The organism is Eubacteriales bacterium mix99 (assembly GCA_038396605.1).
Classification (GTDB): domain Bacteria; phylum Bacillota; class Clostridia; order Caldicoprobacterales; family DTU083; genus UBA4874.
Genome location: CP121690.1, coordinates 680163 through 699358, shown reverse-complemented (window position 1 = coordinate 699358; position 19196 = coordinate 680163). Strand labels below are relative to the sequence as shown.

Genomic DNA, 19196 nt, shown 5'->3' with positions numbered 1-19196 from the left:
AGAAAGAATAGAGACATCCTGAAATATTCTTCTAGCAACAGTGGCCTTGATTGATTTAATTAATTTTAACAGCAATCAATCTTGTCAGCCGCATTTATTCCACGATCTGCTTGACAACGAGCCTCTGCCGGTGTGGCTTACGGCAGATGTCGGCAGCAGCCATCTCTAACAGCGGGATAGGTTTTGGAGCGGTTGCTGCCGTACCTCAATGCTACCACACCGACTTCTCGTTATCAAGTAGCTTTCGCGGCATAAACGCTTGATCTATGTCGTCCCGGCTATTATTTCTCCTTACGAAGAACAAAAACGCCATAACGAGCTTTATGGAGGGCCTAATAGCGTATTCCGGCCATATTCCTCATCTCATTAAACAGCCCTGTCTTTTTCCCCATGGTAATTACAGTTGGGCTGCTACTCCATGAACCAGCATATCTGCTTTCTGATGATTTCCTTACTTCCTTGATTAACTCATCCTGCAATTCATGTTTCCTGTTCTCCTTCTCCTTAAGCTTCTGTGCCATAACCAGGTCATAGATCCTGCCGCCATTTTTCTTATATACGATAAGTTTGGACATCCTGGCAACACCTTTTTCAGACCATCCCTTAGGCCTGCTGCTTAGCCTGCTTGAAAACACATGGCTTATATGACCTTCGGCACTGCATCCTATCAGTTCATGGTCCTTATCAGCCTTTATCTCTATTCCATGCCAGTTATTCATATGTACCGTCTGGCATCCTTAACTGCCTTCCTCTTCGTTTTGGAAACCGTTCGTTTGAGGATCTTCTTGAAAACATCCTTAACCATGTCCTTGTCCGGCCAATCCAATGCATCCTTCCCTTAAAAATTCTCTTACCTTATTTTCTGTTTTTCTTGCAAATTCGTTAAAATCTTGTATACTGTACATGGAAGGTGGCACCCTTTCTTGATATTTTTGTTGATGATCAATATTTTAGCAGGATGTCACCTTCTTTTCAATCCTTATGGTAATTTATTATTCTTAATCCCTACGGTAACTTTACGCTAACATGTGTGAGTTCATATTATTTAGACTTTTTTTAAGCTGATAAAGAAGTCTTTCAGCTTACTTTTTAGCTCGTCACCCGTAGGCTCAAACCTTACACGAACGGCACTGTCACCGCACAAAAAGCAATAAGGATTTTTTACCTGTTCTAAATAATTTATCATTCTCTGTTCCGGGGGCTGGTTCGTGTCAATCTTGATTCCACGAATATCTACAAGCCCGGATTTATCTATCTTTTCTATTCCTGACTGGCTCATTTCGTCCAGTTGTTTTACTGTCAACATTTGTTCCCCCTCCTTTTTGGTATTCAATACAGCATATGCAAAACCGCTTGTACGGTATGTTGTCGAAAAAAGAGGCTTTAATCGGACGGTTTTAGCAAAACCTCACGAGAATTTCACTCCTGCATGGTTCTCATGCAGCCCTACCCAATGCCTGCGACGCTTTGAACGCTCGGACTATGGCTATAAGGGAGTATCATTGTACCTTTTTGCACGTCATCGCCCGCAAGCCGCTACACTTGCTTTGAATTGTGGTGTTGTTCGCTCTCTCTGAAATAGAGGTCATGGCGCACCCAACCTATGGCTCGGCACAAAAAGAACGTATCCGATTTGCCCTATGCTGCGTCGGCATTTTCTTCCGTCGCTTTCTTTGTCAAGGAGCAAAAGCAAGGTGAGGTTTTACACTCTGCGGAAAGGGGGGCGCAGCTTGCTTAACTCAAACCTTGAATGAAAGGACAGCCCGCATGAGCTTTGACCGCAAGCGGTCGCGTATGTCCTCGTCTATGCCGTAGTAGGTATTGCCGCGCTCGTCGCGGAGCTTCCGCATAGACAAAGTGGCTAGTAGCTTTCGTTGGTGTACGACAATCTTCATAGCTTCCGGGTCGCCCTTTGTTGCAGCTATGATTACCGGGTAGGGTAACAAGCCGCGTTCGTCGTTTTCGGTGTTACCAATCATTTGAATCATAGGCGCGTTCCTCCAAATAGCGTTTTAGAAGCTCAAAAGAGCTTGTCCCTCTGTACTGTACGGTGCTGCGCGGAATTGCGTATAACTCTGCGATTTCCACGTCGCTCATTTCAAAGAAGTAGTACAGTAAGACAGCGTTGCGTTTTTCTTCCGGTAAGCTGTGCAGGGCTTCGGCAAGCAGCTTCGCGGTGATTTCCTTTCCCGCAACACAAAAGGATTGTTCAGCTTCATCATCTGCAAAATAGCGGTCATAGGTGTAAAGCTGATTTTCCTCCTGTAGGGACAGGTCAGAAAAAGTCACTTCGCGTATCTGCTGACGCTTCGTGTCCCTGTGGGCGTTGGCTGCTTCATTCTTCAACGCCCGTTTGCAATAGCTGTTAAAGGCGCAACGGATTTGCCACTGGGTACGAACAGGTTCATTCATGGTATTCACCTCCTTTCGCAACCGCGAAAACGGGTGATGATTTCCCCTTTCGTAAACCCTCAACACCAGGCATTTTGGAAATGCCGAAAATGTCGGTGGATTTTCCAAAAAAACTTTTGAGAAAAACGCAAAAAAGCCCGGCTGCATGGCGCAACCGGGCATAAGGGAATTATTAGCAATTATATGATGATGTGTGTGTTCATATTGATAACCGAAATAGTCCGTAGGTGTTTTGTGTTCGTGTTGCAATTTGTCAGTAATCGCATAGCGTTGTCGTTGTCAAAAAAAAGAGCCAATAACCGCATTTCATATCTGCGTGTTATCGGCTCTGCGTCTGTGCGTCTGGCTCTTTGATAACTGACATATTCAGTTGTTGTACATTGATTAGCACTTCCTGTTTGCATTTCGGACAATATAACGGGAAGTTAATCAACACCGTATCTTCGCGTATCCTGTTGCGGGTTTTGTTGCCACAGACAGGGCATAATAACCATTTTTTTCTATAGCATCACCCCTATGACAATGGCATTGTTTGTAACGCAAGTTTAATTCACATCAGCTAATAGCTGAATTTTGAAAATATTTGTGATTCCTGTGCGGTCGGTGAGTAGCGTGATTGAAACCAAATCACCTTCTGACAAATCAGAAAGAGGGATAACAGTTTCCTGCCTATAAATGTTTAATCCTTCCCATAAATCATATTGAAACTCCCCTCGATAATCCTCAGCATTGAGGGAAATACCTTCAACCAATATAGAGTGCTCGTCAACTTTTTTTACTTCTGCATAAAATGTCTGTATATCAGAAGCTGACATTACCCATACATCTTCATCGTAATGTTTATAGGCAGTAGCATATCCCGCATAATAGCTAATCAATATGCCAATGAGTAAGACTATAATGGTCATAACAATAGCTGCCTTATATGGAGGAACCATTGAGGTACGCTTGCCCTCGGTAGCCTCTAAAACTTTATTGATATGCCGCTTGTAAACGTTAGCGTAAAGTTACCGTAGGGATTAGGAGTAATAAATTACCATAAGGATTGAAAAGAAGGCGACTTCCTGCTAAAATATTGATCATCACAAAAATATTAAGAAAGGTTGTCACCTTCCATGTACAGTATACAAGATTTTAACGAGTTTGCAAGAAAAACAGAAAATAAGGTAAGAGAATTTTTAAGGGAAGGTAAGGATCTGGCAGAACTGACTCTGGGGCTGCAGGAGGATCTGTTTGAACTTGGTCGGAATATACTGGTGGAGACTCTTGAGGGGATGGATGAACAGCTTCGAAAGTCCGGGGTCAGGAAAAACAATTGGGAGATTGTCAGGAAAGATGAGACAGGGATCTTAACGACCTTTGGAACGATCAAGTATAATAGAACGTATTTTAAGCCAAAGAGTGGTGGCAAAAGGAAATATCTCGTTGATGAGCTTGTTGGTCTTAAGCCACATGACAGAGTGAGTGCGGATGTGGTGATCAATGTGGTGGAAGAGGCCATAGACAGCAGCTACAGGAAAGGTGGAGAAAGAGCCGGATATATGGACGAAATAAGCAAGCAGGCTGTTATGGATAAAATACATAACCTTGAGATCAGCGAACATGAGCATAAGGTGGACAAGAAGAGGGATGTCAGGATACTGTATGTTGAAGCAGATGAAGATCATGTTTCCCTGCAGGGAGAAGACGATAAAAGCAAGATAGCTATGCCCAGGCTGGTTTATGTTCATGAAGGCGTAGATCCCGAAAAAAGCAGCCAAACAAGGACCAGGCTTAAAAACGTTAAATATTTTGGCGGCATGTATGATGAGAGTGAGGATCTGTGGCTGGAGGTCATAGAATATATAGACAAGCAGTACGACATGGATTTCATTGAAACCATATACCTTTCCGGGGATGGGGCATCATGGATTAAGGCCGGGCTTGACTGGATTCCCAAAAGCAAGTTTGTGCTGGACAATTTTCATCTTAAGAAATATATGATAACTGCGACTGCACACTTAAACGATGGAGACATCTATCAGGAGTTGAAGGATGCATTGGATTGGCCGGACAAGGACATGGTCAAGGATGTTTTCAAGAAGATCCTCAAACGAACGGTTTCCAAAACGAAGAGGAAGGCAGTTAAGGATGCCAGACGGTACATATTGAATAACTGGCATGGAATAGAGATAAAGGCTGATAAGGGCCATGAACTGATAGGATGCAGTGCCGAAGGTCATATAAGCCATGTGTTTTCAAGCAGGCTAAGCAGCAGGCCTAAGGGATGGTCTGAAAAAGGTGTTGCCAGGATGTCCAAACTTATCGTATATAAGAAAAACGGTGGCAGGATCTATGACCTGGTTATGGCACAGAAGCTTAAGGAGAAGGAGAACAGGAAACATGAATTGCAGGATGAGTTAATCAAGGAAGTAAGGAAATCATCAGAAAGCAGATATGCTGGTTCATGGAGCAGCAGCCCAACTGTAATTACCATGGGGAAAAAGACAGGGCTGTTTAATGAGATGAGGAGTATGGCCGGAATACGCTATTAGGCCCTTCATAAAGCTCGTTATGGCGTTTTTAATAGCCGGGACGACATAGATCAAGCGTTTATGCCGCAAAAGCTGCTTGATAACGAGAAGTCGGTGTGGTAGCATTGAGGTACGGCAGCAACCGCTCCAAAGCCTATCCCGCTGTTAGAGATGGCTGCTGCCGACATCTGCCGTAAGCCACACCGGCAGAGGCTCGTTGTCAAGCAGATCGTGGAATAAATGTAGCTGACAAGATTGATTGCTGTTAAAATTAATGAAATCAATCAAGACCACTGTTGCTAGTAAGAATATTTCAGGATGTCTCTATTCTTTCTTTCCCTACAGTAAATTGACGCTATCTTGTCTTACTGAAAAGTTGGTATAAGAAATCAACGATAAAAAAGCCATAAAAATAGCCAATTACAGCGATAGCGGGAAAATATTTTAGAAAAATATTGCATCCCGCTGCTTTTTATGATATAATATTACGTTATAATATATAATAACAACGTAAAGGAGGAAAAGAATGGAAGGCATTTCACAAATCCACCAGAAAATCTATCAACTGAATCAAAAAAGGTGGGAGCTGCTTGAGAAGATTATGACCCCGGGACAGCTGCTGGCTGCGTCATTTTACGAAAGAATGACCAAGTGCGGCAATCCCAACTGCAAATGTGCATCCGGTGAACTGCACGGTCCTTTCCCCTGGATCTACCAGAACCTGAAGGGCAAGAAGCTGATCTCAACTTCCTGTGTGGCGGACAAAGTCGAGGATGCCCGAAGATTTTCTGAGAATTACAAGGCGTTTAAAGAAAACCGGGCGCAAATCAAAGCATTGGATCAGGAGATCGATGAATTGGCGGCTCAGATCCAAACCTTTTATGAAGTGGACGTAACAGAATTCGTAAAGAAAGCGGGGGAAAGACGTGGTAGAAAACAAAAGAGAAGCGAAGAAGGCCCTGAAAAACAGGAAGGTTGACATGGCCATCCAAACAAATTGGCCGTTCATCGGCCCATTCATGAAATTTCTCGGGAATATGGGGATTCTGTGGGATCTCAGGAAGATCACCGGCACCCATATCAGAACGATGCTTGGAATTCATATTTATGTGCTGTTGTACTTACTGAAAATTATTGTGGGTATCCCAACAACACGGGGCAGTGAGGCGTTGCTTGGGGATAAAGGAGCCATGAGTCTGATCGGCTTTGATGTGGAGACCGTTAAGGAAGGCCTGTGTAAAAGAGGAGACGCCAATCAGCACGGAGAAGGCTATAAAAAAAATACCCTGTGTCATGAATGTGTTTACAGTATTAGACAATATTGAGAAATGCTGTATCGAAAGCACAATGGGGGTTTACAATACCGTTGTACGAAGACTCAGGAGACTGCTGCGGAGCGGAATATTTGCGTTGGACTCTACAATCGTTGAGACAAGGCCGGATTTTCCGGGGTGTGGGAAGACGAAAAGAAAAAAGGAAGGCCGTCCCAGCGACCCTCCCGAGTACAAATACATATACGGCTTCAAAGTATTCGTGCTGTATGAGATAAAGTCGCGAATCATTGTTGCCGTAAAGATTGTACCAGCAAATGAGGATGATCACAAGTATTTCTTGCCTATGATCAGGCAGGGCATACACAATTGTGGGAAAAACCGCATTGAAACGGTCATTGCGGACCGGGGCTTTCTGGACGGCGCTCAATTATGGGAATTGAAACACAGACTGAAGATTGACTTTATTATCCCGGCAAAGGCAGGCATGATTATCCGTGAAGATGCGATAGCTCTGCGGAAGGAGTATCAGAACAAGCCATTGGCACAGTGGGTTTACGGAAAGGGCATATGCCAGGGTTACGGGGTGGACGGTCTGCAGTCGTATCTTGAGTATAACCCGAAAGGAGTACAGAACAATAGCAAAACAAACGGCACTCCTCTGAATGCTGTGGTCGTCACAATGTGGAAAGGACAGGCCGTGCCTGTGGAAGATCAGATTGTACTGCTGACCAGCCTGCCGGCCGAGGAGGATGCGGCAGGCATTCCAAAAAGATATCGGCTGAGGTCGCTGATCGAAAACGGCGGGTTCCGGGAACTGAAACAGGCGGCATATCTGAAGCGGTTACCCAGAAGGAAGGGCAAGTACGCAGAAAACGCGGCATATATGCATATCATTCTATGCATCTTTGCTCATACGCTTTTCTATGCCTTTCTGGGGTGGCGTAAAAAGGAAGCTCCCAGGCAGTCTGACGGGGACTGCCTGCGGGAATGGAGAAGGCGGGAATCCATAAGGGATGGTGGTAAAATCCTTATCATCGCCAACGTTAAGTACTACGCATTCTTTGATTTAGATGAAGTACTGGATATACTTGGTGTCAGGCAGAAATTCCGGATAAAGAGGAATTGCTGAACAGACCGGCTTTTCATAAGATTACCAATTGGAATTAATTGGCATACCTAGTGTATGTCTATTCGTGTTACCCATTTTTAGTCAAATGTCGCTGTCCTGATGGATTACAGTTGGTTCTCTGGCTTAATTTAACCCAGTAACACCCATATATTTACTTTTAAAGAAATATAGTTCTAATAATGCTATTTTTATAAAAACATGTGCTGTCCCTCAGATTTTTTGCATTTCTTATACCAACTCTTCAGATCTTGTCTTAAATCATATTTGACTATTTATATTTTGCATATATAATAGAAATCACTAGAATAAAATTATAATATTGTTAATGAGGGGATATTATATGTATAATTAAATGAATTTTAACTTTTTGTGTCGCAATTGTGAATATTCTGGTGCGGTGAAACCGCAGTTCCGGAAAATTGGAAACCGAGAGTCCGGAACTGGGAAACCGCATGCGAGTTTACTCGCTTAAGGACTTGTCCAGTCCATATACCTCACGCATGGATCTGTAGTTGTTCGGATCCGTGCTGGTTATGCTGATTTTATAGGCATCATATTTGATGCGGTCAAGGATTGCTTCTGCGAGAGGGCTGGACTCCCCGCCAAGTTGATCAAACCAACCATTATCATGGTACTGGGAGCAGAAGATGGTTGATGATCTTTTCCGCCTCCTGTGAAGCAACTCCAGGATGTCGTGCTGCTCTGTCTCAGTCGGTTTCAACAGCAGCCATTCATCAATGATGAGAAGAATGGGATTGGCATATTTGGCCTGAACCTTCTTGTAAGTGCCTTCATTCCTGGCCATCTCCAGTTCTATTAGAAGGTCGGGAAGTCTGACATACCTGGTCGTAAAATAGTGTTTACACGCCTCTATGCCAAAAGCACAAGCCATGTATGTCTTACCGCTGCCTGTTGCACCGGTAATAAAAAGATTTCGGTGTTCAATGATATATTCGCAAGTCGCCAGTCTGCTGATAAGAGACCGGTTCAGCTTGCGGCCGGATTTGTAATCGATATCTCCGATGTACGCTTCCGGTTGGTCGAATCCAGCATTCTTGATCAACCTTTTTAAGCGGTTGTTCTTTCGATTGCTGTATTCAATGTCTACCAGCATGGAGAAACGGTCTTCGAAAGGGATATCCTTCATCCTGGAGTCGTTTAGCCACACCAACAATGATTTTTAGGTATGTATCGGGATAGAACATAGTTCAAATAATGTGTGAAAAGCGCCATTTCATCAGCAATATCGGCGCTTTTTCTTATTGACATTACAAAAAAATTGTGGTATAATTTAGGTATATTTTAGGTATACGAGGTGTTGGCTGTGGGTAAATATTCTGTGCCAGAATCCATACTAAAATTCAAGCCAAAAGGCACGATGGTGAAACTTATTTCCGGGCGCTACTATGTTTATGAATATTCCAGCGTAAAAGGATCTGACGGAAAACGACGAACAAAAATGGGAAAAGAAATCGGAACAATCCTGGATGGCGTCGGATTCGTCCCAAATAACGGATTTAATTGTGACGAGGAAATAACCACTCTTGAATTTGGCGAATATGCGGTTGTCCTTTCAAATTCTCAGAAAACGCTATTGCTTCTTCAAGAATGCTTCAATCAAGTAGATGCCCTCAGAATATATGTGGTGGCACTGATTCATTATATACATGGTTTTTTGTACATGAAAGATATACATAAGTACTACGAAATGAGCTATCTATCCCTGAAATACCCTTCCCTGAAGCTGGGATACGCCGCATTATCTTCTCTGTATGATAGCCTGGGCCGTCGCCAGGGAAAAATACTCCATCTGGAAGAAAAACTTGTTACTGAGTGCTCAGGGCAAGTCGCAATTGATGGGCACGTAATAGGCTGTGGCTCTATGGAAAACGATCTTGCTGAAAAGGGATATAAATTCTGGAAAATCGGAGAACCACAGATCAATCTTCTCATGGCATATGACGTTAACACCGGTATGCCCCTTATTTCCAGAATATATGAAGGCGGGAGCCAGGATAAAGTCAGCGTTAAGGATTTGCTTGTTCAGGTTGAGTTAAAGGATTTGCTCTTTATTGTCGATCGTGGATTCTACAGTGCCGACAACCTCAATCTGTTCACGTCAAATGGCAACTCATACATTATACCGCTTGCCAAAAACCTCACAACCTGCAAGATGGCCGTCAGCAGTCTTGAGATGACAGGAAGATTTATGTACCAAAAAGGACGCAAAGCTTCCGTGGTTGAGTATAGGGAACAGATAACAGACGGGCAAAGAGTTCTTACGTTCAGGGATCTGAACGAGGCTTCAACGGAGCAGGCAAACTATCTCCGCCACCTGGCACGAGGGGATAAGTCGTATACCGATGAAAACTTCAATAAGCTGAAAGATTTTATGGGAGTTACCGTACTGCAGACGAGTTTGACAGCACAGACACCCCAGGAAATTTATGAGCTCTACAAGAAGCGTTGGTCTATCGAGACATATTACAACTATTTCAAGAACAAGGCAGACTACAATGCTCTGTATCAGGCCGATTTTTACAAGACACAAGGTCTAGCATTCATTATGCTTGTCAGTGCTCTAATACATAAAAACTTTGAGGATGCTGTAGCCGGAGTTAAGGGGAAGTCGGCTCAGGACTGTATTCTTGATGCAAAAATGGTAAAAGCGAATAAACGTCGCGGCTGTTGGATCGTATGCAATTGCAAAAAAAGTCATCAAACTCTATTCAATCAGCTTAATACTAAAATGGCTGTCGAGGTGTGAGAGGCAGGCTACCTAAAAAACCAAAAAGTTGTGTTTAGCTGGTTGATGAATGCATTTGACATGGATGTCAGACGCATTTCAATTAATTTATCAATCGTACTTTGATTGGTCATGGTCATTTACCTCCTGTAATAATCAGCGCCTCTGGTGATGGCGTATCTGTTCTGTCTGGTTTCGGACTCCGTCGTTTTGTCGACGGACGTATCAGCTGTTTTATCCCGCCCGGCAGAGAGTATGTTCTTTATGCTCTTATAGCTGGGCGAGGCCGTGTAACTAAGGGCCTTTTTGCAGGAGGCTTCAAGTCTGTCAGCTGAATATTTGTCTGCCAGCTTCAGTAGCCCCATACAGCTGCGATAAGATTGCTGTTCCACACATTTGGAGGTAAGGATGGCATCCACGACCTGGTACGTATTGGCACCAATCCGCTCAGCCCATCTGCGGAATCGATTGCCGTTCCATTCCAGGTATTTCTGATGGTCTTCCGGCATGTGCTCCACAATGGTGGCATACTGCCCCTTACGGCCATACAGACGGCGGTGGGAGGCAATGCGGTTATGGTTATAGAAAATCTCAATAGTCTTATCGGTTATCCGTACATCAACCTTGCGTTTTATGTATTCATACGGAACTGAATATAGCATTCCGTTGCAAGATATGTGATAATTGAACTGAACGGTGGCTTGTTTCCATTCCGCCAGTTCGTAAGGGGACGCAGGTAAGGGAGCCAGCAATGGCAGTTCTTCGTTGCGGAAGATTTCAAACCGGCTGCCCTCTTTCTTTTGAAAAGGGCGATGGCTGAATTCTTCCAGTTTTTCATGGATAGCACGATTTAATTCGACCACTGAGAAGAACTGTTCGTTGCGTAATGCGGCGGTAATCCAGGTGGAAATGACATTCACACTGCCTTCCGCATTCGGCTTGTCCTTGGGTGCCCTGACCCGGGCTGGGATGATGGCTGTGCCATAGTGCTCAGCCATTTCATGGTAAACTGTGTTGACCTGCTGGTTATACCAGTCCTTATTGTGTATAACGGCTGTTTTGCAGTTGTCCGGTACAAGAATCTTAGCGACACCGCCAAAGTATTCGTACATATGGACATGGGCAGAAATCCATGCGTTTTGCTTCTCGTTAATAAAAGCCTCCACATAAGGATACATGCTGTAGGTCATAACACCAACAAACAGCCATGCGTCGATGATTTCACCGGTATCCGGATCAATGATGTGCGCCGGATCTCCGGCCCAGTCTACTTCGATCTGTTCGCCGGGTTTACGGTCGATATGCATTGTTGCACGGCGTTTCTGCTCATCCTGCTGGATGTAATAGCAAAACTGGGAATACATAAGCGGGTTCTCGCCTGCTAAACGGCACTCTTCCATGTATTCCGTCCACAGGAGCTTTTTATTGACCCCATTGCGGAGCAACTCCTTGCGGATGTAGTTGAAATCCGGCATACGCTTTTGCGAAGATGCCGAATGCTTATTGGCAGACGGAAACAATATATCTGCCAATACCTGATCAGTCTGGTTCGCTTCAAGCGGCCAGGAAAGCTGAATATCCTTTGCCCGCTTAAGAACCCGATTGACCGTTTTCTTTGAGACACTGCAGCTGTCTGCAATGCTCTGCTGGCTGAGCCCCAGATGAGATAATCTAAGAATCTCTCGGTATTTGGTCATGGTGTGACTTCCTTTAAAATGTATTTACACCAACGGTGCATGGATACATTATAAAGGATATTTATAAACGGTTTCCACTACCGGAATCGTGGTTTCCGTTATTCCGGAATGACGGTTTCCTAATACCGGACAGGTGGTGTCACCGGAACCGGAATACTCAGCAATTGAAAATGCCAGGTATTAAATGAAGGAGTGGTTTGTTATGAAGTCAATTACCAAAAAAACGTTTGTTAAGTATTTAGTAATTGTAATAACGGTGGTGGCAATATTTACTCCTGCGTCGCATATTTATGCTTCTGAGTCTCATTCTACTGCAATAGTTAATATACCGGAAGTAATTAACAAATATGCAAATGCTGTTAATAATAAGGATTGGGATTCTTTTGTAGAATCATATTCGCCCGAAAGACAAAAGGATTATGTTGGTTTCCCAAGTCAATATCAAATAGAAAACCGTACTGGCATCCTTTCTGTAGATTCAATTCGAGTCTATGAAGCAAAAGAAATACCGTCAGAGCATATTATGGAAATAGAACCTTATTTTTTGGACATAAACAATTCATTATATGATGACATTCGTTACTTTTATGTAGGCTTTGATTATAAAGTTTATGAAGAAAGTGAGTTTTTCTATAACGGTGTTAAATATGAATTGTTAGCGATTGGCAGTGTGGATAAGACAGAATATATAATCGGACATGAAAACGTTTATGACATTAGCAAGTTAGAAAAATTTGGATATTCTTTCAATTCGGATGCAGAGAGAAAAGCTCAGAATGTAGTCAGTCAAAGAGAAAAAGGTATCATTGTTAATTTCGATAATGATATCATTTCTTCAAATGATGGTGGTACTGATATAAAGGATAAAGTAGAAGGAGAGAGTATACAACAGCCCACTGAAATTGAAGATGATGCCATTCTTCCTGAACCAGAAATCAATAATGTCCCTAAAAATGAAAATATAAACACTCAAGAACAGATTGATTTAGAGAAGGCAAAGCAGGGAAGAAGTAGTCAACTTATCCAGCCACAAAGTGCTACTAGTCCTCCATCCACTTTTAAGTTATATATAACACGCACTGGAGTTTTGACAAATATTGGGTTTGATTCTTATGCTAAATGTGTATTGCCAAACGAATGGTATGCTTCTTGGAGGCCAAAAGCTTTACAAGCTGGAGCAGTAACAATAAAAACGTATGCGTGGTATAACGCAACCTATCCAAGAAGGCCTGCAACTGATTATGGGGCACATTTAACAGATAATCCTGCTAACTATCAGCATTATGTAGCTAATTCTAACCAACCCTCTACTCGCTTCTTTGACAGTAGAAAACAGAACAACGATTCCTGAACCCCTTGCAGCCGATAGGCTACAGGGCTTTTTTTAAACCAAAATTATGATAAATAATAGTAGACAATCGTAGAGATATATGGTATAATAGATATATATTACACCGTTTGGAGAGGTTTTGTCATGTATCTAAAAACTGTAACAAACAAAAAAACTGGACGTACATACTTAAGCATGGCGCAAAGCTATCGGAAAAAAGGAAAGAAATATCCAGGCAGTACTACTGTCGAGTCCTTCGGGTATCTGGATGATCTTCAAAAAGTTTACGATGATCCCATTGCCCACTTTAAGGCCTATGTAGAGGAGAAGAACAAAGAAAAGGCTTTAAACGATGCGGAATATATCGTAAAAGAACGTAAGGACACTGTTCTCCCTGAAAATACAGCCGGCCGTAAAAATTTTGGATATATTGCCATTCTAAAGATCTACTATGAGCTGGGATTGGACCGGCTCCTTCTCAACAGGCAGAGAGGCAGGAATTTCGACTACAACACAAGCACCATATTGAAACTGCTTGTCATATCGCGGATTCTTGAACCTGCATCAAAGAAACGCACCTTTGAGCATCGGAGCACCTATTTTGATTTCGAGAAGAAAGATGATTTCTCCCTTATTGACATATACCGGTCACTGAGCTTTTATGCAGGGATCGATTCTGCCATACAGCTTCAAATCCATAAGCGGATTACAGAGCAATACAGCCGGGACACCAGCCTGGTATATTATGATGCGACGAATTACTACTTTGAGATTGATATGGAAGACGAACTGAGGGCAAAAGGTCCTTCCAAGGAACACCGGCCCGATCCCATTGTACAGCTGGGCCTTGCCATGGATGCGGATGGCATTCCGATTTCTTACGAATTGTTCCCTGGTAACAATTCGGAAAAGCTGCACCTGAGGCCTATGATTGGAGAGCTTGTACGAGCCTATGAATCCGGCAGAGTTGTCGCAGTGGCTGATGCGGCCCAAAATACCGGGAACAACATCTATTACCTGGAAAGCGGCAAATGCTCCTACGTATTCAGCCAGACGATCCGGGGAGGAAGCAAAGAATTCAAGGATTATGTTAATAATCAATCCGGTTACAAGCAGTTCAGTGATCAGTACAAGCGCAAGTCCCGGGTAATCAGGCGGGAGATAGAAGTCGATATGTTAAAGGAAGGCGGAAGAACATATAAAAAGAAGGTACTTGTGGATCAGCGGCAAATCGTTTTCTATAACAAGAAGTATGCGGACCGCTCCAAAGCGAAACGGGAAGCTGTGCTCAAAAAGGCCCAGTGTATCGCCTCAACACCGTCTGCATACACAAGGGCCACGTCCTATGGGGCTCTCAGATATGTTAAGAATATCAAGGTGGATAAGAAAACAGGTGAAATCAAAAAAGCTCCCAAAGGCCGGCCATGTATCGACATGGAGAAATTCAGGGAAGATGAAAAGTATGACGGTTATTACTGCATCGTGACAAACCTGTTCGATGAAGATGGATCCGACACATTCTCTGATGACAGGATCATCGATATGTACCGCGGGCTCTGGCGAATTGAGGATAATTTCCGTGTTACAAAAAGTGATCTTGAAACGCGGCCTGTGTACGTTTCCCGTAAAGACAGGATTCATGCGCACTTCCTCATTTGTTATATATCGCTGGTAATCCTCAGACTGATCCAAAAACGTTTGGTGGCGCGTACTCCCCCGAAGCTATCATCAATGCCCTGAAGAACATTACCTGCTCACCTGAATCCCAAAATATCTATCTTTTTGATTACAGGTCAGATGTAACGGATGCAATCGGTAAGGCAATGGGCTTCGATTTTACAAAGAAGAGACTTACCCGATCCGAAATTAAAAAAAGTTTAGGACAAGCAAAAAAAAGATAATTTTCACTACAACTTCTTCTCATATGATAAAAGCCGCAACCTTGCTCATACCTAAGGCTTACGGCTCCTTTTTCTCTTTTTTACTGTCAAACTTGAGTTCTGAGTCTCATTCTACTGCAATAGTTAATATACCGGAAGTAATTAACAAATATGCAAATGCTGTTAATAATAAGGATTGGGATTCTTTTGTAGAATCATATTCGCCCGAAAGACAAAAGGATTATGTTGGTTTCCCAAGTCAATATCAAATAGAAAACCGTACTGGCATCCTTTCTGTAGATTCAATTCGAGTCTATGAAGCAAAAGAAATACCGTCAGAGCATATTATGGAAATAGAACCTTATTTTTTGGACATAAACAATTCATTATATGATGACATTCGTTACTTTTATGTAGGCTTTGATTATAAAGTTTATGAAGAAAGTGAGTTTTTCTATAACGGTGTTAAATATGAATTGTTAGCGATTGGCAGTGTGGATAAGACAGAATATATAATCGGACATGAAAACGTTTATGACATTAGCAAGTTAGAAAAATTTGGATATTCTTTCAATTCGGATGCAGAGAGAAAAGCTCAGAATGTAGTCAGTCAAAGAGAAAAAGGTATCATTGTTAATTTCGATAATGATATCATTTCTTCAAATGATGGTGGTACTGATATAAAGGATAAAGTAGAAGGAGAGAGTATACAACAGCCCACTGAAATTGAAGATGATGCCATTCTTCCTGAACCAGAAATCAATAATGTCCCTAAAAATGAAAATATAAACACTCAAGAACAGATTGATTTAGAGAAGGCAAAGCAGGGAAGAAGTAGTCAACTTATCCAGCCACAAAGTGCTACTAGTCCTCCATCCACTTTTAAGTTATATATAACACGCACTGGAGTTTTGACAAATATTGGGTTTGATTCTTATGCTAAATGTGTATTGCCAAACGAATGGTATGCTTCTTGGAGGCCAAAAGCTTTACAAGCTGGAGCAGTAACAATAAAAACGTATGCGTGGTATAACGCAACCTATCCAAGAAGGCCTGCAACTGATTATGGGGCACATTTAACAGATAATCCTGCTAACTATCAGCATTATGTAGCTAATTCTAACCAACCCTCTACTGATACAGCTGTTAATGCTGTTTCTGGTAAATTTATGAGGAATTCAAGCGGGAGAGTATTCGATGCCCAATATAGAGCTGGAACCCAAGGACAAATTGGCACAGCTTTTGGGGGGGTGTTAAGTCAATGGGGTACTCAATATATTGCAACAAATTATCCAGAATATGATGTTTATACAATTTTGAGTTATTACTACAGTTTTTCCGATAAGAGTAGTGGGTATATTCAACTAGGTTCTTATTAGCATGACAAAATAATTCTAATTAAATAAAACAGTAGGCCATCATATCCAGCTAAGCAATGCTGGCTTGCTATTTTTTATCTGCAGTATGATGTACGGTATTAGAGATGAACAAGCTGGTCTTTATCCAAGTCCAGACGATAGAGTATGAGAAGTTCCCGAAAGTACTCTTGAATATAAATAATGGAGGTATTTATGCGAATAAAAGTAGTTGCAATATACATTTTGCTGATTGTTTTGTTTTTCGCAGCATGTAACAATGCTTCTAAATCTCAGGAAAGAACGCCGACGAATCAATCGAAAGAATTAGACACACATGCCCAAATTTTTAAAGTATACACGGATTTATCTGAGAAAGATGGGTGGTGGGTTGTACCAAGAGAGAGAAAAGAAGTGACTTTTTTTACAGAAGTTAAAAATACGGATACTGTTTTATTTTGGGCAACCCCGACAGGAACAGAAACCTGGACAGAAAGAGAACTGATTGGTTACGATATAGATGGGAGCGATGGATGGTCTTTCACTTGGGAATTTGGCGATCGATCATTTCATGATCGCATTTATATTCAGGCATTAGGAAATGATAATTCTACTCAAGCTGTAGAGATAATTCAAGTGACATCAGAATAATGCAGAACTGAAACACGAAAATTTCAAAGAAGAATGGCTCCGTTCCAATATTAACCATATAATTAAATGATAAACAAAAAAGAATACATAAAGGAGATGAAAGCAACAAATCCACGAAAAAAAGGCACAGGGAAATAAACCTCCTATCAAGGATTTTTAATTTCATGTTTTTTTGTAAAAACAACTTAACCGGCAGGCACCAATCTCCATTGGCCCAAACTGGCCGCAGCCTCATGAACGCGTTCAAGATCCAGGAAAGTCGTATTACATATGATCCATAATTTGTGAAAGAATCCCCGTATCCCCAGTGCTTCCACCCGATCATGGAGCAATTCGCTGTTGGCTGCCAGGGTATTCAGAAGATGAGCGATCTTCATCAGGTAGTGATAACCTTCCATGGCCTCCCATGTATAGGAGTAGGAATGTTCGTAATGGTATCCTTGATGCTTTTCCTTGAGAATACCATTCTCAATTTTCCAGCGGTATCTGCCCATTTTCGTGCAGCGATAGAAAACATTGCTCCGTTTCAAAGGAGCGGAAAAAAGCCACGCGTATCTCGTCTCGCAGTGTTCCGTTTCTCCCGTGCTGCGGCTATGTACTTCCGTCCATGTTTCGTAACAAATGACCACATTGAGTTTCAGAAAGCGAAAGACAGCATGGCTGTCCCGATACCTGTACTCGATACCGTTGGACCAGAGATAGTCCTGTATGTGGCCTCCCTCCTTAGCAGAGCCACCCCACTGTACCCGCAGGTGGTTTTCCTTTTTCAGCAGCATAAGCCCCAGCGCATCTTCCCATACGGCAGGCATTGCCTTGGGCTTCAGGTTGATCATAAATCCCCAATGATATTGGTTACAGATTTGAAGAATGGGTCCGCAGGCATACAATCCGTCCACTACTATGGTAATCGGTGTATTTCGAAAGCTCCCTTTGATCTTCGCCGCTAACCTTCGAAACGCCTTTCTTTCGCAATCCTGTTTTTTGGCCTCCCCGGCAATCGTTTGCTCCTCCATGTCTGCCATTTCCGGGGCACAGGCGCCATGTCGCCTGCCGTCAGGAACTCACTATAAAACGGAAGGGTGATCCCGTTGCTCAATACAATAACGGATTCCAGCACATAAACATAATGCTGCTCTTCGCCGTCTTTCCCGGCATTCCTTACCATCCCGCTCTCCTACGGATCCCATTGGTAGTGCCGGTAAAATTTCTGTGTGCCATCAATGGCAATCAGAAATTGATGGCGGTTCAGATAGTTCCGGAATTTCTTCCGGCGGATCAAATCCTTCAGGAGTTCTATCATGCAATCCTGTATTTGTCTGACCTCCATCTTTTCCAGTAAGCGGGCCAGGGTATCTCCATGAGGCAGCGTTTCCAGCTCCGGGGAAATAGCCTTCAGATTCTCAAACGAGATATCATTCATTTTCCGGTTTGTTACTATTCACAGCCCGATCAAAAGAAGGCAGGATAAATATCGAAAAGTTGAAAGCAAAGGAATCGGATATCGATTTCTTTTTAATGATATGAGTAACAATAACACAAGACCAGGGCAGGTCTGTTAACAGATTAAAATTCTAACAGAAAATATTTTAAATTTTGGTTCTGTGAAATTTTAGTGTAAAGTACTGGACTAACCCACCGTCTGCATGGTATAATAGTATAACAGGTAGAAAATAGGCTGTTAAGCCACCTGAAATCATACAAAAATTGGAAATCAACTGCTATTAACAAGAGAATATGACCAGTACATTGAATGAAACACAGGACAGCTTCGGAGTAAAAATAAAGGGAAGGACCATATATATAAAAAAGCCCATACAGGAATAAACCTCAGATCTTATACCAGTCTGGACTGAAATCAGTGTATTCATGCAAATGCCGCTGATCAGAATGTGTGATCTTCATAGGGTGACAATTGAGAATACTCGTCTTCAAAAGGCATCTGAGGCAGTGTCTCATGATTGTCGGATGATCGGGCATCATTCGCAGCCGGCATATCGGGAACCACAGCATTTGATAAGAGAGGAGGGTCATGATTCCCAGGTACCCATAGATTTAAATGCTTCAATATTTTTTGAATGATCGCTTCTTCCTCAATAAAGGCAATGATCTTCGTTTCTCCCTTGCATTTCGGGCAGATAAGGGGATCGGAATGGTATACTTTCTGAATAAGGCGGGCCCAGTTTTTGCGGAAAGCTTTTCTGGAAAGAGC

At 42.5% G+C, this 19196-nt stretch carries 18 protein-coding genes and 3 pseudogenes; 9 read left to right on the top strand and 12 right to left on the bottom strand.

Annotation, left to right across the window (positions count from 1 at the left end; genetic code table 11):
* Nucleotides 1-332: 332 nt before the first annotated feature.
* The 6 genes and pseudogenes from QBE55_02875 to QBE55_02850 form a co-directional block, all read right to left on the bottom strand.
* A complete protein-coding gene (locus tag QBE55_02875; protein ID WZL79127.1) occupies nt 333-719 on the bottom strand; it encodes a UPF0236 family protein in 387 nt (128 codons plus the stop codon).
* Nucleotides 720-1045: 326 nt separating this feature from the next.
* A complete protein-coding gene (locus QBE55_02870) occupies nt 1046-1306 on the bottom strand; it encodes a hypothetical protein (GenBank protein WZL79126.1) in 261 nt (86 codons plus the stop codon).
* Between the two features lie 433 nt (nt 1307-1739).
* Nucleotides 1740-1988 carry a helix-turn-helix domain-containing protein gene (locus QBE55_02865; GenBank protein WZL79125.1) on the bottom strand — a complete coding sequence of 83 codons (249 nt, stop codon included), beginning with the start codon at nt 1986-1988 and terminating at the stop codon, nt 1740-1742.
* Nucleotides 1969-2412, bottom strand: coding sequence for a sigma-70 family RNA polymerase sigma factor (locus tag QBE55_02860; GenBank protein ID WZL79124.1), 444 nt, complete (start codon nt 2410-2412; stop codon nt 1969-1971). Before QBE55_02860 ends, QBE55_02865 begins: the two co-directional genes overlap by 20 nt.
* 319 nt (nt 2413-2731) lie before the next feature.
* Nucleotides 2732-2911, bottom strand: a pseudogene (locus tag QBE55_02855) (cysteine-rich KTR domain-containing protein).
* A 46-nt stretch (nt 2912-2957) separates the two neighbouring features.
* Nucleotides 2958-3320, bottom strand: a complete 363-nt coding sequence (locus QBE55_02850) for a hypothetical protein (GenBank protein WZL79123.1) — start codon at nt 3318-3320, stop codon at nt 2958-2960.
* A gap of 207 nt (nt 3321-3527) precedes the next feature.
* On the opposite strand from QBE55_02850, the gene QBE55_02845 reads away from it, so the two are divergent.
* The 4 genes from QBE55_02845 to QBE55_02830 all read left to right on the top strand — a co-directional run bounded on the left by QBE55_02845 (nt 3528) and on the right by QBE55_02830 (nt 7328).
* Complete coding sequence (locus tag QBE55_02845; protein ID WZL79122.1) at nt 3528-4946, top strand: ISLre2 family transposase; 1419 nt, start codon at nt 3528-3530, stop codon at nt 4944-4946.
* Between the two features lie 505 nt (nt 4947-5451).
* Entirely contained in the window at nt 5452-5904 is a 453-nt protein-coding gene (locus tag QBE55_02840; protein WZL79121.1) for a hypothetical protein, read from the top strand.
* A 1-nt stretch (nt 5905) separates the two neighbouring features.
* Nucleotides 5906-6250: a hypothetical protein gene (locus tag QBE55_02835; GenBank protein WZL79120.1), complete on the top strand. Its 345-nt coding sequence runs from the start codon at nt 5906-5908 to the stop codon at nt 6248-6250.
* Nucleotides 6219-7328, top strand: coding sequence for a transposase (locus tag QBE55_02830; protein WZL79119.1), 1110 nt, complete (start codon nt 6219-6221; stop codon nt 7326-7328). The genes QBE55_02835 and QBE55_02830 overlap by 32 nt, the downstream gene beginning before the upstream one ends.
* Nucleotides 7329-7788: 460 nt before the next feature.
* Here QBE55_02830 and QBE55_02825 read toward each other — a convergent pair.
* Nucleotides 7789-8490, bottom strand: a pseudogene (locus QBE55_02825) (ATP-binding protein).
* 162 nt (nt 8491-8652) lie between these two features.
* Between QBE55_02825 and QBE55_02820 the strand changes: the two are divergent.
* Nucleotides 8653-10095, top strand: a complete 1443-nt coding sequence (locus QBE55_02820) for a transposase (GenBank protein WZL79118.1) — start codon at nt 8653-8655, stop codon at nt 10093-10095.
* 32 nt (nt 10096-10127) lie between these two features.
* Here the strand turns inward: QBE55_02820 and QBE55_02815 are convergent.
* Together QBE55_02815 and istA are read right to left on the bottom strand one after the other, a co-directional pair.
* Nucleotides 10128-10208 (bottom strand): annotated as a pseudogene (locus QBE55_02815) (AAA family ATPase).
* Nucleotides 10209-10214: 6 nt separating this feature from the next.
* Nucleotides 10215-11771 carry an IS21 family transposase gene (istA, locus tag QBE55_02810; protein ID WZL79117.1) on the bottom strand — a complete coding sequence of 519 codons (1557 nt, stop codon included), beginning with the start codon at nt 11769-11771 and terminating at the stop codon, nt 10215-10217.
* A 202-nt stretch (nt 11772-11973) separates the two neighbouring features.
* Here istA and QBE55_02805 point away from each other — a divergent pair, with 202 nt between their 5' ends.
* From QBE55_02805 to QBE55_02790, 4 genes are all read left to right on the top strand, one after another.
* Nucleotides 11974-13122, top strand: coding sequence for a SpoIID/LytB domain-containing protein (locus QBE55_02805; GenBank protein WZL79116.1), 1149 nt, complete (start codon nt 11974-11976; stop codon nt 13120-13122).
* Between the two features lie 123 nt (nt 13123-13245).
* Complete coding sequence (locus QBE55_02800; protein WZL79115.1) at nt 13246-14841, top strand: IS1634 family transposase; 1596 nt, start codon at nt 13246-13248, stop codon at nt 14839-14841.
* A 202-nt stretch (nt 14842-15043) separates the two neighbouring features.
* A complete protein-coding gene (locus tag QBE55_02795; protein ID WZL79114.1) occupies nt 15044-16360 on the top strand; it encodes a SpoIID/LytB domain-containing protein in 1317 nt (438 codons plus the stop codon).
* 192 nt (nt 16361-16552) lie between these two features.
* A complete protein-coding gene (locus QBE55_02790) occupies nt 16553-16987 on the top strand; it encodes a hypothetical protein (GenBank protein WZL79113.1) in 435 nt (144 codons plus the stop codon).
* A 185-nt stretch (nt 16988-17172) separates the two neighbouring features.
* Here QBE55_02790 and QBE55_02785 read toward each other — a convergent pair whose 3' ends face one another.
* From QBE55_02785 to QBE55_02775, 3 genes are read right to left on the bottom strand one after another with little or no spacing between them, the layout of a single operon-like run.
* On the bottom strand, nt 17173-18000 hold the full coding sequence (locus QBE55_02785; protein WZL79112.1) for a hypothetical protein: 828 nt from the start codon (nt 17998-18000) through the stop codon (nt 17173-17175).
* Nucleotides 17931-18152 carry a hypothetical protein gene (locus QBE55_02780; protein ID WZL79111.1) on the bottom strand — a complete coding sequence of 74 codons (222 nt, stop codon included), beginning with the start codon at nt 18150-18152 and terminating at the stop codon, nt 17931-17933. Before QBE55_02780 ends, QBE55_02785 begins: the two co-directional genes overlap by 70 nt.
* Before the next feature lie 9 nt (nt 18153-18161).
* On the bottom strand, nt 18162-18407 hold the full coding sequence (locus QBE55_02775; protein WZL79110.1) for a hypothetical protein: 246 nt from the start codon (nt 18405-18407) through the stop codon (nt 18162-18164).
* Nucleotides 18408-19196: the final 789 nt, after the last annotated feature.

Coding starts and splice junctions, on each gene's coding strand:
- QBE55_02875 (WZL79127.1), bottom strand. CDS start 719: ATGAATAACTGGCATGGAATAGAGATAAAGGCTGATAAGGACCATGAA.
- QBE55_02870 (WZL79126.1), bottom strand. CDS start 1,306: ATGTTGACAGTAAAACAACTGGACGAAATGAGCCAGTCAGGAATAGAA.
- QBE55_02865 (WZL79125.1), bottom strand. CDS start 1,988: ATGATTCAAATGATTGGTAACACCGAAAACGACGAACGCGGCTTGTTA.
- QBE55_02860 (WZL79124.1), bottom strand. CDS start 2,412: ATGAATGAACCTGTTCGTACCCAGTGGCAAATCCGTTGCGCCTTTAAC.
- QBE55_02850 (WZL79123.1), bottom strand. CDS start 3,320: ATGACCATTATAGTCTTACTCATTGGCATATTGATTAGCTATTATGCG.
- QBE55_02845 (WZL79122.1), top strand. CDS start 3,528: ATGTACAGTATACAAGATTTTAACGAGTTTGCAAGAAAAACAGAAAAT.
- QBE55_02840 (WZL79121.1), top strand. CDS start 5,452: ATGGAAGGCATTTCACAAATCCACCAGAAAATCTATCAACTGAATCAA.
- QBE55_02835 (WZL79120.1), top strand. CDS start 5,906: ATGGCCATCCAAACAAATTGGCCGTTCATCGGCCCATTCATGAAATTT.
- QBE55_02830 (WZL79119.1), top strand. CDS start 6,219: ATGAATGTGTTTACAGTATTAGACAATATTGAGAAATGCTGTATCGAA.
- istA (WZL79117.1), bottom strand. CDS start 11,771: ATGACCAAATACCGAGAGATTCTTAGATTATCTCATCTGGGGCTCAGC.
- QBE55_02805 (WZL79116.1), top strand. CDS start 11,974: ATGAAGTCAATTACCAAAAAAACGTTTGTTAAGTATTTAGTAATTGTA.
- QBE55_02800 (WZL79115.1), top strand. CDS start 13,246: ATGTATCTAAAAACTGTAACAAACAAAAAAACTGGACGTACATACTTA.
- QBE55_02790 (WZL79113.1), top strand. CDS start 16,553: ATGCGAATAAAAGTAGTTGCAATATACATTTTGCTGATTGTTTTGTTT.
- QBE55_02785 (WZL79112.1), bottom strand. CDS start 18,000: ATGGAGGAGCAAACGATTGCCGGGGAGGCCAAAAAACAGGATTGCGAA.
- QBE55_02780 (WZL79111.1), bottom strand. CDS start 18,152: ATGGTAAGGAATGCCGGGAAAGACGGCGAAGAGCAGCATTATGTTTAT.
- QBE55_02775 (WZL79110.1), bottom strand. CDS start 18,407: ATGAATGATATCTCGTTTGAGAATCTGAAGGCTATTTCCCCGGAGCTG.